This is a genomic window from Vibrio sp. Evd11 (genome assembly GCF_900382755.1).
GTDB lineage: Bacteria > Pseudomonadota > Gammaproteobacteria > Enterobacterales > Vibrionaceae > Vibrio > Vibrio lentus.
In genome coordinates, this window is record NZ_OSDX01000003.1 from 102,193 (window position 1) to 123,840 (window position 21,648).

Consider the following 21,648-nt stretch of genomic DNA (forward strand, 5'->3'; position numbering starts at 1 on the left):
ACTTGCTTGCCTTTACGGTGAGTGCCTTGCATTGAATTAGGCATGGAAGGCTTTCTACAAAATGAGGACTATCAAATGATAGAAAACAGTTTTGCAATAACGACGACGTTCATTGCGTATCTAATTATGATGCTAGCGATCGGTGTTATTGCTTACAAACGTACATCTAACTCAACTGACTACTTCCTAGGTGGTCGTTCGTTAGGCCCATGGCCTGCTGCACTTTCTGCTGGTGCATCAGACATGAGTGGTTGGTTGCTACTTGGCCTGCCTGGTTACGCTTACGCTGCTGGCTTTGAAGCATTTTGGCTTGCTGGTGGCCTACTTGTTGGTACTTGGGCGAACTGGTTAATCAGTGCAAAACGTCTACGTACTTACAGCATTACGACTGAATCACTGACGCTGCCTGAGTTCCTATCTCGTCGTTTCAATGATAATTCTAAGCTGATCCAAACAATTTCTGCTTTCTTTATCCTTTTATTCTTCCTTTTCTACACAAGTTCAGGCTTGGTAGCAGGTGGTAAATTGTTTGAAACGGTATTCGGCCTAGATTACACAACTGCGGTAATTATCGGTACGGTGTGTGTGGTTTCGTACACCCTATTTGGTGGCTTCCTTGCGGTATCTTGGACTGACTTAGTTCAAGGCTTGCTAATGTCTGCTGCGCTATTGATTGTACCAATCGCGGCAATGAACGGTGGTCTAGGTCAACTGTCTAGCGACCTACACAACATCAACCCAGAGCTACTTACGCTATGGAATGATGCGAAGGGTGAGCCGCTTTCTGCTATTGCGATCATCTCGCTAGCGGCATGGGGTTTGGGTTACTTCGGTCAACCACACATCTTGGCTCGTTTTAAAGCAACTCGTTCAAACAAAGATCTTGTGACAGCACGCCGCATTGCGGTTATCTGGACTGCACTGTCTATGGTTGGTGCAATGCTAGTGGGTCTTGTTGGTCTAATTTACGTGACTAACTCTGGCGCACCTAAACTAGACGATGGCGAGAAGATCTTCATGCTTCTTGTTAACGCGATGTTCCACCCAGTAATCGCAGGTATCCTACTTGCTGCAATCCTAGCGGCAATCATGAGTACTGCGGATTCACAACTTCTTGTTTCTTCATCTGCAATGGCAGAAGATTTGTATAAGCAAGTTCTGAAGAAAGACGCAACGTCAGAAGAGATTGTTCGTGTAGGCCGTTTCGCGGTTATCCTAATCTCTCTAATTGCACTTGTTCTAGCGATGACGCCAGACAGTTCAGTACTAGGCCTTGTATCTTACGCATGGGCTGGTTTTGGTGCTGCGTTTGGTCCAGCTATCGTATTGAGCCTGTACTGGTCTCGTATGAACCGTAACGGCGCTCTAGCGGGTATCGTGGTTGGTGGTGTTACGATTGTACTTTGGAAACAGTTCACGGGCGGTTGGTTCGATGTTTACGAAATCGTACCGGGAATCATCCTATCGACTATCTCTATCGTTGTGGTTAGCTTGATTACTGGCGAGCCAGAAGATGAAGTTAAGAAGCAACACGCTGAGTTCGAGAAGAATCTGGTAGAACTAGACTAGTTTTATTGTCATTCGTCCAGGTGAAAAACTAGGCGAATTTACATTGTAAAACTCTGATGAACTAGCAAAGAACATCAGTAAAAATAATTGCAAAAAGTAATAGAGTCACTCTGGTGGCTCTATTTTTTTGACCATTCCCTAATGCTTTCGACCTCTTTCTGGTCGATATTCAATGACTCCAAGAACTCTTGGTGAGCCGTCGGCTCCATCTTCTCAAACTGCTTGTGCCAGTTCTTCATATCTTCTTCGTTGAATCCTGCGTTCTCCATCACACGCACCCAACGGTCTTTTGTTAGCAGTTTCTGTTCTAACAGTTCTGGTTGTTCCAACAGCATCACAATCGCTTTCTGTTGTTGGCGCAGGTTCTGAATTTCTTTCTCTAGTGCATTGAACTGGTTTACTAAGGTATGCTCTTGCTTGACGTCATCATTGCGATCAAGGAGCGCGGTGATTTCTTGGATAGATAAACCAAAAGAGCGGTAGGAAATGATGCTCTCCAAACGAGCCTGTTCCTTTTCACCATACCAGCGGTAGCCATTGTCGGAACGACAGTGAGGCAGAAGCAGTCCAGCACGTTCGTAGTAAAGAATGGTGGTGCGAGAGATGTTATAAGCCTTGGCAATTTGAGTAACAGTGAGCATTGGTTGCCTCTTTATGATCCAGAAGAAGTTGAGAAGTAAAAACATCAGAGAGTCGCATATTCTAATCACGCCTTATTGAAGTGTATCGTTAGCAACCTTACTAAAGTCGTGAACTCGCAATGCTTAAATCATACTTCTAGGTCTGTGATATTTCAGTTTTCGTTTGGATACATTACAGTGACTTATGGTGACGCAGTCAATGGAAGGAAGATGGAAGTGCTGCTTTTTATGTGTAAATTTGACAGCAGATTCGGGCTAGGTACTGTCCTTAAGGGGTTTTACAATGTAAATCGAAACCGATTGATGGAGGGAAATAAAGAAAAATCGTGTGAGATTGATGACGTTTGATGTCAAAAAATGGAAGAGAAAAATGGCTATTTTTTGAACTTAGCGCCCACTTTTGTTATTAGCTCGGTGAATTCTGGAACCGAATTGGACATGATGTGTCAATTGTCAGTAACCACTAAAGACCTATAGGACAAAGGTATGCCTGATCTCTATTGCAAAGGATGTAAAAAAACAACACTACATAAGTCTATAATGAAACGTTGTGAATCAGAACCTGAGACGACTTCTGGCCGCATGTTGCAATGGACATCTAAGCTTTTTAGTGGCAACCAGTACTACGATATGGAAACACAACATTTTTGCCGAACGTGTAATTGCCGTTGCGAATCTGGAAGTATCGTCCCACAAGTTGGCTTAGCTTAGCCAGTAGTAAGTACTTACTCATTTAGATCAAAAAAACCTCCGCCTTGGAGGTTTTTTTCATTTCTAGGCGGCTTGTAACGCTAGCTCTGCTTCAATGGAGTTACCATCAATTTTCACGTCCCATCCGTAGTTGGAGTACTCACTTGCCAGTGCTTGAGCGACGTCTTTTGATACGGTTACGTGTGTCCATGAGCCAATGCCATAAGGCTTATATGCCAGTTCCTGCGTTTTCATAATAGAGTTATCCTTTCTCTTTGATAATTATATTATTCACTTTGGCCTATATCCTTTCTTTCGTTTCTGGCTCAACTTATTTGTTATTGAGGTCATTTTTATAATAATTTGTTAATGACCAGAAGATGATTTATAAGGGTTGTTACAGTTTGCATTGATTTATATTCTCCATGAATGCTGAGGGTGTATTTAGTTTTTTAAATGTGTGAGCGGGGTTTTGCTCCATTTTGATCACTATGGAATATACTGAGCTGAATTTAGAATGTTTAAGGAATGTTATGTCTCAGCATCAACTCGATCGTATCGATAAAGAGATACTAAGAATTCTGCATATGAAAGGGCGTTTACCGGTTGTGGAGTTGGCAAAACAAGTCAACTTAACCACTTCACCATGTTCCGATAGGCTCAAACGATTGGAAAAAGATGGCTATATCACGGGTTATCATGCTGAGTTGTGTTCAGAGAAGTTGGGGCTCGATGTTCAAGTCTTTATTCATATTCGACTCGACCAAACGAGCTTCTCTATCTTTGATAAGTTTGCCCAAGCCGTTGAGATGATGCCCGAGGTGGAGGAGTGCTATTCCCTCTCAGGTGATTTTGACACCATGATCAAGGTTCGAGTGAAAGACATGAAGGCATACCAAGCGTTTATGGCCACCAAGCTGGGTACGCTACCTGGCGTGATCCAGACTCGCAGCGAAGTGGTGATCGAAGAGCACAAAAAGGGCTTTGGTGTGAACCCTGAGCTTTTAGCGACCCTAAAATAGCGGCCTGCTTTCGTTTTACCAAGGTTATTTAGATATAAAAAATGGAAGCTAATAAGCTTCCATTTTTTGTTGAATGTCGGATAAAGAGCAGTCCGATAAACTGTTCCGACTTACAGGGTAATTGCCGCAGAGATTAAGCCAATCACACCACCGAATACACCGCCCCAAACCACTAACCAACCAAGGTGCTTCTTGATCATGGTCTGAACCATCTCTTTCACGAGTTTTGGCGTTAGTTCATTCAAACGCTGATCGATGATCGCTTCAATGTTCTCTTTGATTTCATCCATCATTGCAGGTGATTCAAGTTCATCCTTGATGGCATTTTTTACCGAATCACTCTTGCTGATTTCAATCACAGACTCTTGCATCTTCTCTACAAATGGCGCTTTCATCGGCTGTAGGGCTTCTGTGCCGCCAACCATCGCCAACATGTCGCCAAACTGTGAGTTCTCGATAACATGAACCAGTGAATCGAATGCCGGGTTAAAGTCGATCTTCTTAATTACGGGCTCTAGATTGAGCGATTTTCCGGTCATCTCACTGCTAAGGAAGCGGTCGATGTTACTTTCAGTAAAGAACTGTTCCATCATTAGTTGCTTGATTGCAGCCTTGAACTCTTCAAAACGAGCTGGAATAACACCAGAACCGTATAAGCCGGGTACTTTTTCGAACAACATGTGAATCGCAAGCCAGTTGGTGATGGCACCAGAAAAGGCGAATAGGCCTGCATAAAGCAAGTATTGGTTTGCTGTCGCATAGCCGCCAGCAAGCAGTGCTAACGCAATAACGTTAGTTAAGACACTTTTGTTCATGGTTGATCTCTAGAAAGAATACTGCGCGCATTTTAAGAAAAAAACGCCAAGAAAAAAACAAAAGGATCGATGAAGTTTATGGGACAGAGGAAAACAGATGAGAAAGGGGCGAAGATCAACAGGCATAAAAAAGGCTAGCCTCCCCCCGAAGTCTAGCCTTATTCCAGAACGCGCAAGCGAAGCGTCTTGATCTGTTATCGCTATTATATAATTACGACATAACATTCTGCTACGTGTAATTTACCAGTATTTAACATTTTGGTGTGAATTACGCCGCACTTTTAAAGTAGCACATTAATTAAGCACTTGTTGCTTGCTGTAGGTCGTCAGCGATGAAGCCACCGGTTTGATGGTTCCACAATTGAGCGTAGATACCGTTTTGGCTAATGAGCTCTTGGTGCGTGCCTTCTTCAACGATATTGCCTTGGTCGAGTACGATCAAACGGTCCATTGCGGCAATGGTCGATAGACGGTGTGCAATCGCAATCACTGTCTTGCCTTCCATCAACTCAATCAAACTCTCTTGAATCGCAGCTTCAACTTCTGAATCGAGCGCTGATGTTGCTTCATCCAGAACCAACAGCGGTGCATTCTTCAGAAGTACGCGTGAGATAGCAACACGTTGACGCTGACCACCCGAAAGCTTAACGCCTCTCTCACCAACTTGAGCATCGTAACCAATGTTACCAAATGGGTCGGTGAGCGTTTCAATGAACTCGTGCGCGTGCGCTTGTTGGGTTGCGGCATACACTTCTTCATCTGTCGCGTCAGGTCGACCGTAAAGGATGTTCTCTTTGATTGAACGATGAAGCAGTGAGGTGTCTTGAGTCACCATGCCGATGTTGCTGCGCAGTGAGTCTTGCGTGACATCTGAGATCACTTGGTCATCAATCAGGATGCGGCCGCTTTCTACATCGTGGAAACGCAGTAGCAAGTTAACTAAGGTTGATTTACCTGCACCTGAACGGCCAACCAAGCCGACTTTTTCACCCGGTTTGATGTTGAGGTTTAGGTTGTTAATCACACCCTTATTCTCGCCGTAGTTAAAGCTCACGTTATCGAAGTTGATGCCACCTTGTGGCACATCCAAAGGCTTAGCGTCTTTTTTGTCTTCAATAGCGATGGGCTTAGACAGCGTTTTAATGCCATCAATCACGGTGCCTAGGTTTTCAAACAGACCGCCAATTTCCCACATGATCCATTTCGACATACCGTTAATACGCAAAGCCAAGCTGACTGCGATGGCAATTGCACCAACAGTGATTGCGTTGTCTAGCCATAAGTAGATAGAGATGCCGGCAATACTGAACACCAACAAGTAGTTAGCGAACTCAACGCAGATGTTGAAGCCGGTCACTAAGCGCATTTGGCGATGGACGGTATCTAAGAAGCCTTCCATGCCTTCTTCGGCGTATTCTGTTTCTCTTTTGCTGTGTGAGAACAGTTTGACCGTTGCGATGTTGGTGTAGCTATCCACAATACGACCCGTCATCAACGAGCGAGCATCGGCTTGCTCAGAAGACACATCTTTGAGTTTCGGTACGAAGTGCAGCTGAATGCTGACGTAAATGAACAACCAAACCAGCATCGGAGCCATCAAGCGCCAATCTGATTCTGCGAGTATGAATAACATTGCCGTAAAGTAGACCGTCACATAGACGAATACATCGACCATTTTTGTCACGGTTTCACGTACTGCGAGCGAGGTTTGCATCACCTTGGTAGCGACACGTCCGGCAAAGTCATCTTGATAGAACGACAAGCTTTGCTTCAAAAGGTAGCGGTGCGCTAACCAACGAATCGACATTGGATAGTTGCCTAGCAAAGTTTGGTGAAGCAATAGAGAGTAGACGCTGATCAAGATTGGCATCACGACCAACAGTAGAACGCCGAGCCCCATCAGTGTTGATTTATTATCAGCAAGGAAGGTTTCGGGATTGCTTGTTGATAGCCAGTCAACCAGTTGTCCCATGTAGCCGAACAGCGCGACTTCGATGATCGCGATGGTCATGCTCATCAACCCGAGCAAGATCAACGGTTTTTCGAAACCTCGAGTGTAATGGCGGCAGAATGCCAGTATTCCAGTAGGAGGTTGTATCGGCTCTCCCTTTGGAAAGGCTTCAGTAAAGCCTTCAAATTTCTTGTACATAGATTTCCCTTTATAAACTAGTGCATCTATAAGCGACTGCATCGTTGGTGCAGCTTTGTTTTTATGGTCTTGATTTGAAATTTTACCGTCTTAGTTTGAAATTATATAAGCGCCAATGGGTTCTTATAAGCATTGAGTCATTCGATGGGTGTTGTTCTAGCTCTTATCTAAGTACTTGGTTTAAGCGCTTAGCTTTAATCACTTGGTTTTAACGTTAAATGCTTAGTTTCAACGTTAATGCTTAGTTTTAAAGTTAATTACTTAGTTTAAGTGACGAAGGAAAGATCCAAAGAGTGTCTTTCATGACGCTTATTTTAGATTGAATTAGACAGGAAAAGTTAAGCTTATTTCAAACGTAATTGATGGTTATGCAACGATGATAATCCTAACGTTAAATGGATTGAATTGTAACCAAAACTCGTGGTGAGCGAGAAAATGAAATCGGAATATTTATCCATAAAGCGCCTTAGCGAATATGCATACAGTTGGTTCTTTCTGATGTGCTGTTATCTTGCAGTAAAAATTACCGATTAATCTAAGATCTGCAGTGATTGTTTGGGATAAATATTCAAATCATTATTATTTTCAGTGAATCTTGTCGTAACAAGTTGTTTACAATTCTGAGGTAAATAAAAGATAGGGACGGTTGAGATGTTAAACCTACACAAAAAATCACTTCATATTACTAATGTTCAAAACGCCAATTGCGTTGTTATGGTTCCGCCAAAAGAGTTTCGATTTAACGAAGAAACAGCACGTGATAATGAGTTTCAGCACAGAGTCAATCTGACCGAAGCTGAGGTGAAGCTAGAAACGATGGCCGAATTTAAGGCTATGGTGGCTTCGTTGCGTAAAGAAGGTGTGCAAGTTGTAGAGTTTGATTACCCAGAATTGGGTGTCGAAACCCCTGACGCAGTGTTCCCAAACAACTGGTTCAGTACTTGTAGTGATGGAAGTTTATTCACTTTCCCTATGGCCTGTGAAAACCGTCAGCATGAAGTTAAGCCTACTGCTCTTATTGAAGTGCTGGAAGCGTCTGGTCGCATTGTTAACCATAGTGAGTCTATGGAGTCATACGTTGCTCAAGGTTCTTATCTAGAGAGCACCGGTGTGATGGTTATCGATCACATCAATAAGACGATTTATGCGGCGCTTTCTCAACGTTGCGACCGTGAAGTATTAGAAGATTATGCGAAGCGTATTGGTTATTCTCGCGTGGTTTCGTTCCAAACGGCGTTACCGTCTGGTCAGCCGATTTACCACACCAATGTGATGATGGCGATTGGTGATAACTTCTGCGTGATCTGTGATGAAGTGATTCCTGAGTTTGAACGCCGCTTTGTGGTGAAATCTCTTGCCAAAGACAAGCAAGTTATCTCGATCTCGATCGATCAGATGAACCGATTCTGCGGCAACATTCTGCAATTGGAAACCGTGAATGGCGATAAGGTAATCGCGATGTCTCAATCGGCTTACGATGCATTTTCTCCAGCTCAGTTAGCTCAGCTTTCGACACACGGAAAGCTGCTGCCATTTAACGTGAAAACGATTGAAGACATTGGTGGTGGTTCGGTGCGATGCATGTTGGGTGAGGTGTTTTTACCAACGCGAGTGAATCGCCTGTAACAAGTATAGAAAGTATAACAAGCACTCACTTCCAGCATTGAATTTTTGAATACCACTCTCATCGCAGAGTGGTATTTTTGTTTTTATCTATCTTTGTATCCGTCTACCAGAAGTAAGAAAACAGCAATAAGAGAACCAGAGCTAGATACACGAGCTAACGCGCACAAAAGTTAACGGAAAACAGCTAACGCAAAAGCTATGAAGCATCCTTAAAAGCTCTGTGTTCGATGAACTGAGCCGACAGTGTTACGACTTCCTTGGAGTAGACAAGCGCCGTGTGGTTGAGTTTGAGAGCGTAAGTATCCGTTGCCCCTCTCAGGTTTGCGTCTTCGAGTGTTACCGTGCCATCACCCGGATTTTTTCCCAGTACAATACGCCCAACTCCGGCGTCGTAAGTGCCTGTAATCACGCCAATCGGCACATTAATATCGTAGTCACCTAAGCCATCACTTAAGATCATTTTGCTCGAACCAAATATAAATCCAAGACCATGATTCGAAAGCGTTTTGGCTATGGTTGCCCCATTGTGCGGAGTGCCTGCGGTAATAATGCAGGTGTCTGCAAAGTCGGGCTGGTAGAACTTAAAGTAGTGGCGAATCAGCAAGCCACCCAGTGAGTGACCAAAAAAGTAGACCTCATCGTACTCATCGAAACGGGCATTAATGAAACGATTGAGACGTTTAGCAGCCGAAGGGAAACGCAGCGAGTTGTAGGCAAACTTGTGCGTTGTAAAGCCGCGTTTTTTGAAGTTTCTATCCAGATATTGCATGATCAACGCAGGCATATATAGACCATGAATTAAAACTATATGTTTGTTTTTATTATTCATTTTTGTCCTCCGTCTGATGATGTCCCCAGTATATTTAGTCGCAAATCTAAACTCAATAAAACTTGCTACTAATGGGACACAAAGGCAGAGGTGTACGTTATAAACAGGACGTTCGTTATAGAAAGAATGCGCGTTATAGACAAATAGTGCGCTATAGACAAAGAGTGCTTGATGGACAAAAGGTGGGTTAGTCCGATCTCACTCCACCATAAACATCAATAGTTAAACCGCCTTGTTTAGCGTAAGTATTGGGTGTTAGACCGATGGTTTTCTTTAGGTAACGAATCAGGTGCGGTTGGTCGCTAAACCCAAATTGAAAGGCGACGTCCATCCAGTCGATGTCATCCAAATTTCTCTTATACAAGTATTCCAACATCGCTTCGAGTTTGTTCATCGATTGGCACTGTTTTAATGTCAGCCCTGTTACCTTGTTGAAGCTTCTCTCTAATGTTCTTTGCGAGCAAAACAGCTTGTCGCCAAGCTCTGCAATCGGTGTCGAACCAAGCACACCCAACACCTTGCGTGTCAGTTCGCTGTGCCTATCCGTTTTAGCTGTCGATAGCCAAGGAAGCAGCAAATCATCTAACTGCTGACAGCAGGCCTCAACATCGGTTTGAGCGAGCTTGATCAGTAGCGTTGCATCGGCGTTTGGATTGTTTAGCAAACCTGCGAGATTGACGGGACTAACGCTGTCCAAGCTAGGGTGAGGACAATCTGGGATAGCCAATGAATACAAGGCTCCGACATGGAATTTAATGCCCAAGTGAACAAAGGGCTTCGAGTGATCCAATTCGATGGCTTTATGGTGTGGTAACAGCAGATGGCTGCCAACGCCTTGATCGACCTGTTGCTCAATCGTGTAGTGATACGCTTGCTCACTTGGCGATAAGATCAGGTGCGCCGATGGATCGGGATTGAGTATCGGAAATTGATGAGTTTGAGCGTCGGGCGTCTTTTCAATAAGCCAGTAGCAATCAATGAACTGAGCAACTACAGGGGACTTTGGAGACTGTAACCAATTGATCATTAGACCTTCTATTTCAGATGATTGTCACCTCCAACTATATGTGGATATCGTTGGAGGTGACAGTTTTTATCAGTATCTATTGTTAGAACTTAGTCTTGATGTTTGTTAATCCGAATCAAGGCTAATCAGCTTCCTTTAATTCGCTAAAATCAAACTGCAAGATACGATGCTTTGATGATAACCCAGCGCGTGTGATGGCCTTTTGTGCGCCAATATTACTGCTTTCCGTAGAGCACATAGCTTCTAATCCTTGGCTATTAGCGTGTTGCTTTAGAAAGTGAATAACACGCGTCGCTAAGCCTTTACCACGTTCTGCTTGCGCGACAATCATACCCAAGTCAGCAAACTGCGTTTGGTGCTCATCGAACTTACGGCACTCTCCTGTAGCAAGAATACTGTCGCTTTCCCAGTAGCCCCATAGTTCTTGGCGGGCAATCAAATTACCGTAGTAACCTGTGAGCCACTCTTTAGGCGCGCCGATCGCTGATGAAGCAAATTCGACTAGCTGATCGAGTTGCTCTTCCGTCGCGAGAGTCATCTCGATGTTTTCAATGTTGTTTGCGACGGCTGTTGGACGCTGGCGGAACATCAGTGCGTTGACTTTGACGGACTCGGTATTGTCCAAGCATAGTGACAGATACTGCGGCTCTGCTGTGCTAACGAATGCGCCTTTCACCTCACCAATCACAGAGCTGTTGTTTTCGATGATCAAGGTGAACAAGTCGGCAATGTTCGCGTTGGCTGTTGCTGCTAGGAAAAACTGAAGCAAGTAGCCTTCACCATTCAACACGCAGTAACCGACAAGCTTGCCGTTTTCGTAAAAACCAAAATGGTCAGACATTGGTACAAAACCGAATTGCCACATGCCATCTAGTGGAGCTGTTGACTCAGCAAAGTAAGCCGTTTTTAGTTCGCTTAAGTCACTAAGTGTTGAGATTTTTTTGATGTCTAACATCGCGTTCATTCCTGTTGTTTCAATTCGGTAGAGTGCGTAGCTGCTGTCAGGTTCTCAGGTACGTCGATTGACGATGAGATACATTGATTAGTTGAGCTGCGTTTCAATGACAGCAAGTGTAGGCGAGTAACTGAGATAGGTATTGAACAAAAACGACAGTTTTAGATTAGATAGAAAGCAAAAAGGGGCTCATACAATGAGCCCCTTTAAAATCAGCATTTGAAGAGAACTACCGACACGGTGCGAAGATATCTTGGCTCGCTCGGTACTCTTTGGTTTGCACGTCCATCAGGCCAAGCAAGGAGTCGAACAGGTTATCGTGAGAAAAGCTCTGCTCTTTCCCCGCCTTTCTTAAGCAGGTCTCGCTTATCCCTTTCTGCGTAGCAAAACCATCAGACATCCATAGGATCATAGGTACGTGAGTCTGCTCTTTTGGTGCCAGCGAGTAGGGCATACCATGAAGATACACGCCATTTTCCCCTAAAGACTCTCCGTGATCCGAGATGTACATCAGCGCGACATTGTACTTGTCGGTCAGTTTCTCCAGTTTCTGAATCGCCTGTGAGAGAAAGAAATCTGTGTACAAAATCGTGTTGTCGTAGGTGTTAACCACTTCCTCTTTGGTGCAGTTTTCAATGTCGGCGCGAGCGCAGTCTGGTGTGAATTTCTTATGATCGTCAGGGTAACGTTCAAAGTAAGTCGGCCCGTGAGATCCTGAAATGTGATAGAAAATGATGCTATCTTGCTCAAGATCTTGAGTATCTTGCTCAAAGTTCTCTAGCATTGCCGTGTCGTAGCATACATCGTTATTACATAAAGGGTCGCTGTCTTTGGCGACGAGAGTCATCTCTTTGATTTGATGTGCGACGGCTTTGTCTCCCCCATCATGCTCTCGCCAGATAGAGTGAATACCTGCACGGTTCATAATATCGACCACGTTATCTTGGTTGTAAGCTTTGTCGCGATCGTAGTTGCTGCGATTCATGTTAGAGAACATGCACGGTACGGAGACTGCCGTGGCGGTTCCACATGATTGAACATCAGAGAAAAATATCGGGTTGTAAGGCTTGGTATGAGCATTGGTTTCTTTCTCATAGCCATAATATTGGTAGTTGTATACACGTGCGGTTTCACCAAGAACAAACACTAACAAGGTTGGTTTTTCTGCTTGTTTCGCTTCTGGTTTTAGCTGCGCATCTAACCCTAGCTCTTGATAAGGGATAGGCTCTTTTATGTAGGTGTTATTGATGTATTTAACCGTTGATGCCACGTATTCTGTTGGGATGATCATCTTTTTGATGTGCGAGTTATTGCGACCAATCGAAACGTAATCTTTGTAAAACAGCCCTGCAATAATGGCGATGACGATCAAAGAAGAGAGCAGCCCAATCGACTTCCAGACAAAGAAATCTTTCCAAGACTCTCTCTTAAGTCTGGTTAGCAAGAGGATGAGTGACGGAATACCGCCCATCACGAGTAACCATAAGATGGAGTGGGTACTTACATAGCTTGCTGCTTCACCACTATTGGTCTCGAATACATTTTCTATCATCCCGTAGTCTACATAGATGCCGTAATTGAACATGCTGTAGCTGACGAGTGTCGAGGTGATCAGCAACAAAATAAAAAACGTCTTGGAGAATATCGGCCAATTAAAGACTTGGAAGATAAAATTGAAGGCAGCAAGGAAGAAGATCGGGATGGATATAAGAAACGCGACACTTTCAGACTTTGATGCCTGAACAATACTAATCAGTTCTAGGGAGAGAGGGATATTGATGACAAGCAGATAATACACAGCCAACACAAAAGGCAGCTTGTTTATCGACATGTTTAAGCTTGGAAGGTTCATAGGTTTTGTTTTCCTGCGTCTCTTATCCCTTTATTTTAGTCTCGCTACCAAGAAAGCTCTAATATCAACGCATAAAGCTCAAATAAGTAATGGTGAGCGATAAACCGGCTAAAGTGACATGACGCGATAGGTTGTGTAGATACAAAAATTCACTTTACTGAGTGACCTTCATGACAAGGTGGAACAGCAAAGTGAATTAGTATGTTCAGCTTATTCTATGTGGTTCAATCACATTAGAAGTTGTATGAACCACCGAAGCTAACGCTGCTGAATGCTAGTGTTTTGTCTTCTTTCTTAAAGCCGTAGTCGTTTTCAACACTCACTGCGTCTGCTTGTGAAATTAGACGTAGTGTTAGATGCTCGATTGGCGTGTATTCAACACCAACACCAAAGTGGAAACCCGTACCGCTATCATCATCGTAACCAGCGCTCTTGTTTGCGTTCAGGTCAACAGAGCTTAAACCAGCCAATACGAATGGGCGGATTGTGTTGTCGAATGTGTAACCAAGATTTGCTGACAAAGAAACAGACGTCGGAGACAGTTTTGCAGTCCCCTTTTTGTAGTCTGCGTAATCGTTGTAGCCAAGTTCAACACCTACGATACGGTTGAATTGGTAGCCGCCGTATAGATTGTAGCCCATGCCATCTGAATCTAAATAACCTTGACCATCGGTATCAGAATCTTGGTATACGCCAAGGCCGCCACCAATGTACGCACCGCCGTCAGTACCTGCTGCTAAAGCAGGAAGAGAAATTGCGCTGATTAAACCTAGTGCTAATGCTGATTTTGTTAACTTATTCATCTTTCCTACTCACTCTTTAATGTCATGCCAGTATCAATAATTTTTGTTTTGCGACCTTTCGACCGTTGGCGAGCATTATTCCGTAGTCTTGTACCTATTACTGTATGGCTTTGTAAGTTGAATCGTTACATAGTAGAAAAAATACACATCAGATTGCCTATTGAGTCAGGTTGTTCAAACAAGGAATAAACATGCTAACGAAACAAAACACAGGGTTGGTGGTTGTGGACGTACAAGGCAAGCTCGCACGCCTTGTTGATGAGAGCGATACGCTGATTTCTAACTGTGGAAAGTTGATTAAGGGTGCGCAGGTTTTGGGGCTGCCAATTATTAGCTTGGAGCAGAACCCTGAGAAGTTAGGTGCTACGGTCGACGAACTGAATGACCTATTGAGTGATGCTAAGCCGATACCAAAATTTACCTTCAACGCGTGTAACGAGCCCAAGTTTGTTGAAGCTGTGCAAGACAAGGGTGTGGAGACTTGGTTAGTGTGTGGCATTGAGGCTCATATTTGTGTCTATCAAACCGCAATGGGGTTGTTAGATCTTGGGTACAAGGTTCAGGTCGTTGGTGATTGCATTAGTTCACGAACAGCATTGAATAAGAAATTGGCTATCAGCCGATTGCAGGACGCTGGTATCCAGATTACGGGATTAGAAATGAGTTTATACGAGCTTGTGAAAGATTGCCGCGCACCAGAATTTAAGTCCATTCTGTCCTTGATTCGTTAACTTGGGTTTCGTTAAGGTCCGATTCGTTATTTTCCCCCTTTGAAGAGGTTCATTTGAATAACCTAATTGTATTTACCGGTGGGCCGGGATCTGGCAAAACCTCGGTCATCGATGCTTTAAAAAGTCAGGGCTATCGCTGCGCACTAGAAGTAGGACGTAAAGTGATTCAGCTGCAAGTCGAGCAACAAGGAGATGCTTTGCCGTGGCGAGATAAAGTAGCCTTTCGCGATGAGATGGTGCGAGAAGAGTTAGCCAATTATCAAGCGTTCGAATCGAGTGAACAGCCTGTTTTCTTTGATAGAAGCATCGTGGATTCATACGGTTACAGCCTGTTAGAAACGCTGCCTATTCCAGAATCCTTGCTAAATAGCTGTAATGAGATCACATACAACAGTAAGGTATTTATCTTCCCGCCTTGGGACTCTATTTTCATCAATGATCAAGAACGTAAACAAGACTTCGGCGAAGCGGTCGCCACCTACGCAAACATGGTGTCGGCCTATACTCAGTTTGGTTATCAGCTAGTGGAAGTACCTAAATTATCTGTTGAGGAGCGAGTTGAGTTTATCTTAGCTTCAATTGACTCAGGAGAGTAACTCCCAGAAAAACCACAACTAAGAAAGCCCCGCAGTATCGACTCGATTGAGTGAATACTACGGGGCTTTTTTATTTAGATTCAATTTTTATTTAGCTGCGAGAAGCTTGGTTTCGGTAACGTCTAATCACCGAGAGGTTGTCGGTCGCCTCCACCGCGATAAGAATCGAGCGCAACTTTCAAGCGACGCAGCTTGTCGCGCGAACGGTTTTTATGATTGACTGCCATGCCCATCGAAAGCACATCCACTAACGCCAACATAGCATAGCGAGAAGCCGATGGTTTGTAGATGAAGTCGGTTTCCATATGCTTGATTGGTAACAAGATATCCGCAATTTTTGCTAGCGGTGTGTCTTGTGGGGTAATAGCGATAATCTTAAGTCCGTACTGCTTGGCTAGCTCGGCAGTTTCAGTGATCACGGGCGTAAAGCCTGTCGCTGAAATCATCACCATCACGTCATTGGCATCGGCCGTGGCAGCAACCATACGTGACATCAAGCCATCGTTGTACGACACCACTGGGTAGCCCAAACGAAACAGTCTATGTTGCAGCTCTTGAGAAGCAATGGTCGAACCGCCACCCATGCCGATAGCAATGATCTGTCTGGCGTTATGCAGCCAGCTCACCGCAGTTTCAACGTCTTGCTCTTTGAACAGAGTTCGGTTGATATCTAGGCTCTGTTTGATCGATTCGTAGATACCTTGATAACCCGTTTGGTCAACAGGTTCGAGGATAAAGCGCTGGCCAACGGTTAGCGTCTGAGCCAACTTAATCTTCATATCACGTACGTTGCTGCAACCGATCGCTTTAGCAAAACGTGTGATGGTGGCTTCACTCACTTGAGCGCCTTCGGCTAGCTCTGTGATGCTGGCATTGGCAGCAAAATCAATGTCATCCATGATCAGCTTGGCGACTTTCTTTTCTGCATCACGAAGAGCAGGAAAACGCTCTGTTATCTGTGAAATGATATCTACTTCTAAACTCAAGAATCCTGATCCTTTGTTGATGGGGCTATTTGCTAATACCTAGTCATTGGTCGCTAAAGCTTAGCCCCGTTAGTATATCTTATTGTTTCGTTGATTCTAGCTTATTGAAAAATCGACCTAGAAACAGGTTTCCACCCAGTTTGTTACCTGATGGTTGTCCTCGCTGATGGCAATGTAGCGCCATTTGTCGAAGGTTAAACACGGATGTGAGGTCGAGAAAGCAATCATGTCACCCACTTCAATCTCAGAAGAGCCATCGGTTTCAACAAAGGTATGTTGATCCATTACCGCGGTAGCAGTCAGACCTTTCACAGAGATTGCTTCGCCGTTGCGATAGCCGCGCTCTGCAATCGGTAAACCCGCATCAAAGGCCACATCACGCTTACCTAGACCGATCACCAGTTTGGTTGGCTCCGGACGAGAGATAACATACGCCCACACCTCAAGTGCCGATTCTAAATCACCACCCAATTCACACGCGTAGCCTTGGTTTACTTGGGCGCGTTGCAACACCTTGCTTTGTGCGTCTAGGTAAATGCCAGTGTCGTGAATGGCATAGCAGCCCGGGCGGATAATAGCCAAGTAATCGGTTAGGTTCGCCAAACATTCTGCAACCACGTCATACCAAGCCGAGCCTGCGCCAGTGATAATAGGTTGCCCTGCAATTAGGCCATCTGATGCTAGGCTTTCGACCGAAGTGAGCGCCTGATTTAAGAAGGTACGAATGTCTTGCTCAGCATTGTCACCGTGAATCACACCCTCGTAAACCTCAATACCCGCGAGTGAAAGGGTTGGTGTGTCTTGGATGAATTGAGCCAGTTCTAGAACTTCTTCCGGTGAACGACAACCACAGCGACCGCCCGGTACACCAAATTCGATGAGTACTTTTAGCGTCTGCTGTGTATTAGCGAAATATTGGCTAAGTTGCTGCACGTTTACCGATGAATCCACACAACAGTAGAAATCGACATCAAACTCGCGAATCAGTTGTTCGATGATCGCCATGTTGGTTTTGCCCACCAATTGGTTAGCCATGATGATGCGTTTTGCACCTGCCATTGCTGCAATTTCTGCTTGTGCAGGTGTCGCAACGGTAATTCCCCAAGCGCCATTTTCTAGCTGTTGACGGAAAAAATCAGGTGTCATGGAGGTTTTACCGTGTGGCGATAATTTAACCTGGTGATGATCGGCGAATGATTGCATCCAATTTAGGTTATTGGTTAAGGCTGATTGCTTGATAACCGCAACCGGGAGCGAAACATCTTCATCAATCAGTCGATAAACACCGTTCTCAGATTGTGATATCGCTCTCCCTTTTTGGCCTTTTTCAGTCAAGATAAAACCTTCTTTTTGATACTTTCTAACATTTTCGAGTGCAGGGTTATTTTTCATTGCTGATTCCTAACATGATGTAAGTCGTTGTTTTGTTATGTGTAAATCTATCGTTCTTATTGTTTGTGATAGAAACTATCACGCAATTTAAAGTATTATGTGTGTTTTGTCACTGAAAACAATCGACCAAATTTTTAAGATAGCTCCATCAACACAGTGGATTGAGAGAGTGAAAAATGTTGTTCGATACGATAATTAAAAATGTAGAGGTGTTTGATGGCACCGGCGAACAATCGTTTTGTGCCGATGTAGCAATCCGAGATGGAAAAATCGCCGAAATTGGTCAAATCGATCATGAAGATTGTGGCCAATTGGTTGAGGGAGCAGGCTTAGCATTGGCTCCTGGTTTTATCGATGTACACACACATGACGATACCAATGTAATTCGTTACCCAGACTGTCTGCCTAAGATCAGCCAAGGTGTCACAACCGTGATTGTTGGTAACTGTGGTATCAGCGCATCACCAACTGTTTTGGCTGGCGATCCACCTGATCCAATGAATCTTTTAGGCGCACAAGCTGACTTTAAATACCCAACTTTCACCGCGTATGCACAAGCAGTAGAGCAAGCTCAACCGGCAGTAAACGTCGCAGCGTTAGTTGGCCATACCACATTACGTAACCAAGTGATGGACGACCTGCAACGCACTGCAAGCGAAGACGAAATCGCAGCGATGCAAACCAACCTTGATTTGGCGATGGAACAAGGCGCATTAGGTTTGAGCTCGGGTTTGGCTTACGCAAGCGCGAAACAAGCGAATGCCAACGAAGTGATGCAGTTAGCGAAAGTGCTTTCTGGTCACGGCGGCATCTATACCACGCATATGCGTACCGAATTTGAAGAGATCTTAAGCGCGATGGAAGAGGCGTTTGAGACAGGACAATACGCGAAAGTGCCTGTTGTTATCTCCCACCTTAAATGTGCAGGTGCGGGGAACTGGGGTAGAACCGTTGAAGTACTTGATTTGATGGACAAGGTTTCTGAGCACCAAGATGTGTCTTGCGACTGTTACCCATACTCAGCGAGCTCTTCAACATTAGATTTGAAACAAGTGACCGACGATTTCGACATCTTCATCACTTGGTCTGAAGCAAAACCAGAACATGCAGGCAAAACGCTGAAGCAGATTGCTGATGAAATGAATCTCCCCCTGATGGACGCAGCAAAAGCGCTTCAACCAGCGGGCGCGGTTTACCACTGCATGGATGAGAACGACGTAAAGCGCGTATTGAAATACAAACTGACCATGGTCGGTTCAGACGGTTTACCTAATGACCCGCATCCACACCCAAGATTGTGGGGCACCTTCCCGAAAGTGCTAGGTCACTATTGCCGAGACGAAAAACTGTTCTCGTTGCCAGAAGCGATTCACAAGATGACTGGAATGTCGGCTCAGCGTTACAACTTAGCGGGCCGAGGCGAAGTTCGCTGTGGTGCCTTTGCCGATTTAGTTTTATTTGATCCAAAGAATATTAAAGACACAGCAACATTTGAAAATCCTATTTCAGTTGCTCAAGGAATAGAAAGTGTATTTGTAAATGGTGAGTTAACTTACCAGCAAGGAAAAGTAAGAAATAATCGTTCAGGCGTTTTTATTTACCGAAACTAGAATTTAAATTATTTATTAAATTCAGATGATTATAAAAACGGCGAATTAATTTAAATATATTGGAATAGAAACAGTTTTATCTATAAAGCCAATGTTATCTATAAACCCAATATTATCTATAAATAAGTGGAGTTAAAAAATGACTATTAAACGTTACGGTGTTGAAGGCGGTACAGGTACAGGCGGACAACATTTACCATTTGCACGTGCAACTGAAGCAGGTGGTTTCCTATACGTTTCTGGCCAGACACCGATGACAGATGGTGAAGTGGTTGAGGGTGGCATTGTTGACCAGTCTCGCCTAGCGATCCAAAACTGTGTCGATATCATGACTGAAGCGGGCTACGGCCTAGAAGACGTAATGCACGTAAAGGTTGTGCTAACGGATTCTCGTTACTTCCAATCTTTTAATAAGGTATTCAAAGAGTTCTTCGGTGCTAACCCACCGGCTCGTATCTGCATGGTTTGCGACTTAGTTGTAGACGTGAAGGTTGAAGTAGATGTGACTTGCTACCGCGCTGATCGCGGATAGTAATAACCTAATCACAATTACCTACTTATAGAGTATTAGGGGTTAGTTATCCCTGTTATTATCCTTTAATACTCTCACCCTACATTTATAAAAATTACTTTAATTAAAAAAGATAAAATCAATAAAGTAATTATATGAAATATAAAATGAATGAATCATAAATAAAGTTCAAGAATGAACTCAATATTTCACTGAGAGGTGTCAAATGAACAGCACACTTTTTCTTACAGGCTTCGGCGTGTACGTATGTTTTTTAATTTGGTTAGGCTGGTTTGTCTCGCGTAATCAAAAATCTGGCGAAGATTTCTTATTAGGTGGCCGTGGCCTACCTATGTTCTTAGTACTTGGTACAACAGTAGCGACGATGGTCGGTACGGGTTCAAGTATGGGGGCGGTTGGCTTCGGCTACGCAAATGGCTGGGCAGGTGCTCTGTACGGCATTGGTGGCGCGATAGGCATCCTATTACTTGCACTTTGGTTTGCTCCGGTTCGTAAATTGAACTTCATGACCATGAGTGAAGAGCTGGCTTACTATGTTGGCGCTAACCGCATCGTGAAAAACGTTGTAGGTGTACTGATCTTTGTCGCTTCAATTGGTTGGTTGGGCGCACACATTCTAGGTGGCGGCATGTACTTAGCGTGGATTGCAGACATCGACCTCAACCTGGCGAAAATCATTATTGCTGCAGCATTCACTATTTACGTGGTGATCGGTGGTTACACAGCGGTTGTGTGGACCGATACCATTCAAGCGATCATTCTTTTTGCTGGCTTCATTTTGATGGCGGTAATGTCAGTTGATTACATCGGCGGCATGGATAACCTTTACGCTGCGATGGACCCTGCTGCTACAAGCTTTTTAGCAATCGATAAACTGGGCCTTCTGCCTGCTGTGTCTCTGGCTGTGGTTATCGGTGTGGGTGTGCTGGCGACTCCTTCATTCCGTCAACGTATCTACTCGGGTAAAGACGTATCAACCGTTCGTCGCTCATTTGTTGCATCGGGTGTGTTGTACCTTTTCTTCTCAATCATCCCTGCAATCATTGGTATGGCAGCACATGCGATTGACCCATCATTGGATAACGCGAACTACTCGTTCCCTTATGTGGCTGCAACGGTTCTTCCGGTTGGCGTTGGCATGATTGTTCTTATCGCGGGTCTTTCTGCAACCATGTCGAGCGCAAGTTCAGATGCGATAGCAGGTGTTTCTATCCTACTTCGTGATGTTTACGTGATGTTCACTGGCCGCGTACCAAACAAAGAGTCAATGGTGAACTACTCTCGCTTGGCACTGATTGTGGTGATTGGTTTTGCACTGTTGTTCGCACTAACGTCAAACGACATCATTGGCTACATCACGAAAATGATTTCAACCGTAATGTCGGGCATGTTTGTGTGCGGTATGTTGGGTCGATTCTGGAAACGTTACAACTGGCAGGGTGCTCTTGCTACGCTAGCGGGTGCATCTGTGGCTTCATTTGTCGTAATGCTAAACGCAGACTACACGGCTTTCTGGGGCAACCCTGTGATTCCTTCTTGTCTAGTGGCTCTAACGGCTGGTGTGCTGGTAAGCCTATGTACTCCGGCTAATCAAGTAACACCAGAAATGGCGAAAGCAATCCTTGATGACGAGCGCGCTCTGATGGAAATGGAATTGTCAGACTCAGGTGTGCTTGAAGAAGACGCGTCTTCTCAACGTCCTGCAAATCAAACAAGCTAATCTAAAACGCTCCACAGCGAGTTAGTACCACAAATTCAGTACAACAAGTTGTGGAGTGGTTTAGCTAGCTCAGGCTCTGCTTCTCGGTAGGGCCTTCTTCCCC

At 44.4% G+C, this 21,648-nt stretch carries 20 protein-coding genes; 9 read left to right on the forward strand and 11 right to left on the reverse strand.

Annotated features, from left to right (window positions below):
- Positions 1-42: 42 nt before the first annotated feature.
- A complete protein-coding gene (gene putP, locus ED652_RS02010; RefSeq protein WP_017111250.1) occupies positions 43-1,569 on the forward strand; it encodes a sodium/proline symporter PutP in 1,527 nt (508 codons plus the stop codon).
- A gap of 119 nt (positions 1,570-1,688) precedes the next feature.
- On the opposite strand, the gene ED652_RS02015 is transcribed toward putP, so the two are convergent.
- Positions 1,689-2,210 (reverse strand): MerR family transcriptional regulator, encoded by a 522-nt coding sequence (locus ED652_RS02015; RefSeq protein WP_122053332.1) that lies wholly within the window; start codon positions 2,208-2,210, stop codon positions 1,689-1,691.
- A gap of 486 nt (positions 2,211-2,696) precedes the next feature.
- On the opposite strand from ED652_RS02015, the gene ED652_RS23940 reads away from it, so the two are divergent.
- Positions 2,697-2,921, forward strand: a complete 225-nt coding sequence (locus ED652_RS23940; RefSeq protein WP_029225820.1) for a hypothetical protein — start codon at positions 2,697-2,699, stop codon at positions 2,919-2,921.
- A gap of 63 nt (positions 2,922-2,984) precedes the next feature.
- Here the strand turns inward: ED652_RS23940 and ED652_RS23640 are convergent, their stop codons facing one another.
- Positions 2,985-3,155, reverse strand: a complete 171-nt coding sequence (locus tag ED652_RS23640; protein WP_017106072.1) for a hypothetical protein — start codon at positions 3,153-3,155, stop codon at positions 2,985-2,987.
- Between the two features lie 278 nt (positions 3,156-3,433).
- Between ED652_RS23640 and ED652_RS02025 the strand changes: the two genes are divergently transcribed.
- Positions 3,434-3,922, forward strand: coding sequence for an Lrp/AsnC family transcriptional regulator (locus ED652_RS02025; RefSeq protein ID WP_102434491.1), 489 nt, complete (start codon positions 3,434-3,436; stop codon positions 3,920-3,922).
- Positions 3,923-4,032: 110 nt separating this feature from the next.
- On the opposite strand, the gene ED652_RS02030 is transcribed toward ED652_RS02025, so the two are convergent.
- Both ED652_RS02030 and ED652_RS02035 read right to left on the reverse strand, forming a co-directional pair.
- Positions 4,033-4,737, reverse strand: a complete 705-nt coding sequence (locus ED652_RS02030) for a DUF445 domain-containing protein (protein ID WP_122053333.1) — start codon at positions 4,735-4,737, stop codon at positions 4,033-4,035.
- 298 nt (positions 4,738-5,035) lie between these two features.
- Positions 5,036-6,886, reverse strand: coding sequence for an ABC transporter ATP-binding protein (locus ED652_RS02035; protein WP_122053334.1), 1,851 nt, complete (start codon positions 6,884-6,886; stop codon positions 5,036-5,038).
- Positions 6,887-7,537: 651 nt separating this feature from the next.
- Between ED652_RS02035 and ED652_RS02040 the strand changes: the two genes are divergently transcribed.
- Positions 7,538-8,512 (forward strand): arginine deiminase-related protein, encoded by a 975-nt coding sequence (locus tag ED652_RS02040; protein ID WP_004732521.1) that lies wholly within the window; start codon positions 7,538-7,540, stop codon positions 8,510-8,512.
- 196 nt (positions 8,513-8,708) lie between these two features.
- Here ED652_RS02040 and ED652_RS02045 read toward each other — a convergent pair whose 3' ends face one another.
- The 5 genes from ED652_RS02045 to ED652_RS02065 all read right to left on the reverse strand — a co-directional run bounded on the left by ED652_RS02045 (position 8,709) and on the right by ED652_RS02065 (position 13,978).
- Positions 8,709-9,341, reverse strand: a complete 633-nt coding sequence (locus ED652_RS02045) for a triacylglycerol lipase (RefSeq protein WP_122053335.1) — start codon at positions 9,339-9,341, stop codon at positions 8,709-8,711.
- Positions 9,342-9,528: 187 nt separating this feature from the next.
- Positions 9,529-10,368: an AraC family transcriptional regulator gene (locus ED652_RS02050; protein ID WP_122053336.1), complete on the reverse strand. Its 840-nt coding sequence runs from the start codon at positions 10,366-10,368 to the stop codon at positions 9,529-9,531.
- 121 nt (positions 10,369-10,489) lie between these two features.
- Complete coding sequence (locus ED652_RS02055; protein ID WP_122053337.1) at positions 10,490-11,323, reverse strand: GNAT family N-acetyltransferase; 834 nt, start codon at positions 11,321-11,323, stop codon at positions 10,490-10,492.
- 229 nt (positions 11,324-11,552) lie between these two features.
- Complete coding sequence (locus ED652_RS02060) at positions 11,553-13,175, reverse strand: phosphoethanolamine transferase (RefSeq protein ID WP_122053338.1); 1,623 nt, start codon at positions 13,173-13,175, stop codon at positions 11,553-11,555.
- A 233-nt stretch (positions 13,176-13,408) separates the two neighbouring features.
- Complete coding sequence (locus ED652_RS02065; protein ID WP_122053339.1) at positions 13,409-13,978, reverse strand: porin family protein; 570 nt, start codon at positions 13,976-13,978, stop codon at positions 13,409-13,411.
- 191 nt (positions 13,979-14,169) lie between these two features.
- Here ED652_RS02065 and ED652_RS02070 point away from each other — a divergent pair, with 191 nt between their 5' ends.
- Both ED652_RS02070 and ED652_RS02075 read left to right on the forward strand, forming a co-directional pair.
- Positions 14,170-14,709, forward strand: a complete 540-nt coding sequence (locus ED652_RS02070) for a hydrolase (protein ID WP_122053340.1) — start codon at positions 14,170-14,172, stop codon at positions 14,707-14,709.
- Between the two features lie 53 nt (positions 14,710-14,762).
- A complete protein-coding gene (locus ED652_RS02075; protein WP_017111235.1) occupies positions 14,763-15,305 on the forward strand; it encodes an AAA family ATPase in 543 nt (180 codons plus the stop codon).
- Positions 15,306-15,427: 122 nt separating this feature from the next.
- On the opposite strand, the gene ED652_RS02080 is transcribed toward ED652_RS02075, so the two are convergent.
- Entirely contained in the window at positions 15,428-16,291 is an 864-nt protein-coding gene (locus ED652_RS02080; RefSeq protein WP_012600047.1) for a MurR/RpiR family transcriptional regulator, read from the reverse strand.
- A gap of 117 nt (positions 16,292-16,408) precedes the next feature.
- Entirely contained in the window at positions 16,409-17,683 is a 1,275-nt protein-coding gene (locus tag ED652_RS02085; protein WP_102344419.1) for an amino acid deaminase, read from the reverse strand.
- 176 nt (positions 17,684-17,859) lie between these two features.
- Between ED652_RS02085 and ED652_RS02090 the strand changes: the two genes are divergently transcribed.
- From ED652_RS02090 to ED652_RS02100, 3 genes are all read left to right on the forward strand, one after another.
- Positions 17,860-19,293 (forward strand): amidohydrolase family protein, encoded by a 1,434-nt coding sequence (locus tag ED652_RS02090; protein WP_102314513.1) that lies wholly within the window; start codon positions 17,860-17,862, stop codon positions 19,291-19,293.
- A gap of 139 nt (positions 19,294-19,432) precedes the next feature.
- Positions 19,433-19,825: a RidA family protein gene (locus tag ED652_RS02095; protein WP_004732497.1), complete on the forward strand. Its 393-nt coding sequence runs from the start codon at positions 19,433-19,435 to the stop codon at positions 19,823-19,825.
- A gap of 205 nt (positions 19,826-20,030) precedes the next feature.
- Positions 20,031-21,545 (forward strand): sodium:solute symporter family protein, encoded by a 1,515-nt coding sequence (locus ED652_RS02100; RefSeq protein WP_065111643.1) that lies wholly within the window; start codon positions 20,031-20,033, stop codon positions 21,543-21,545.
- The last annotated feature ends 103 nt before the right edge of the window (positions 21,546-21,648 follow it).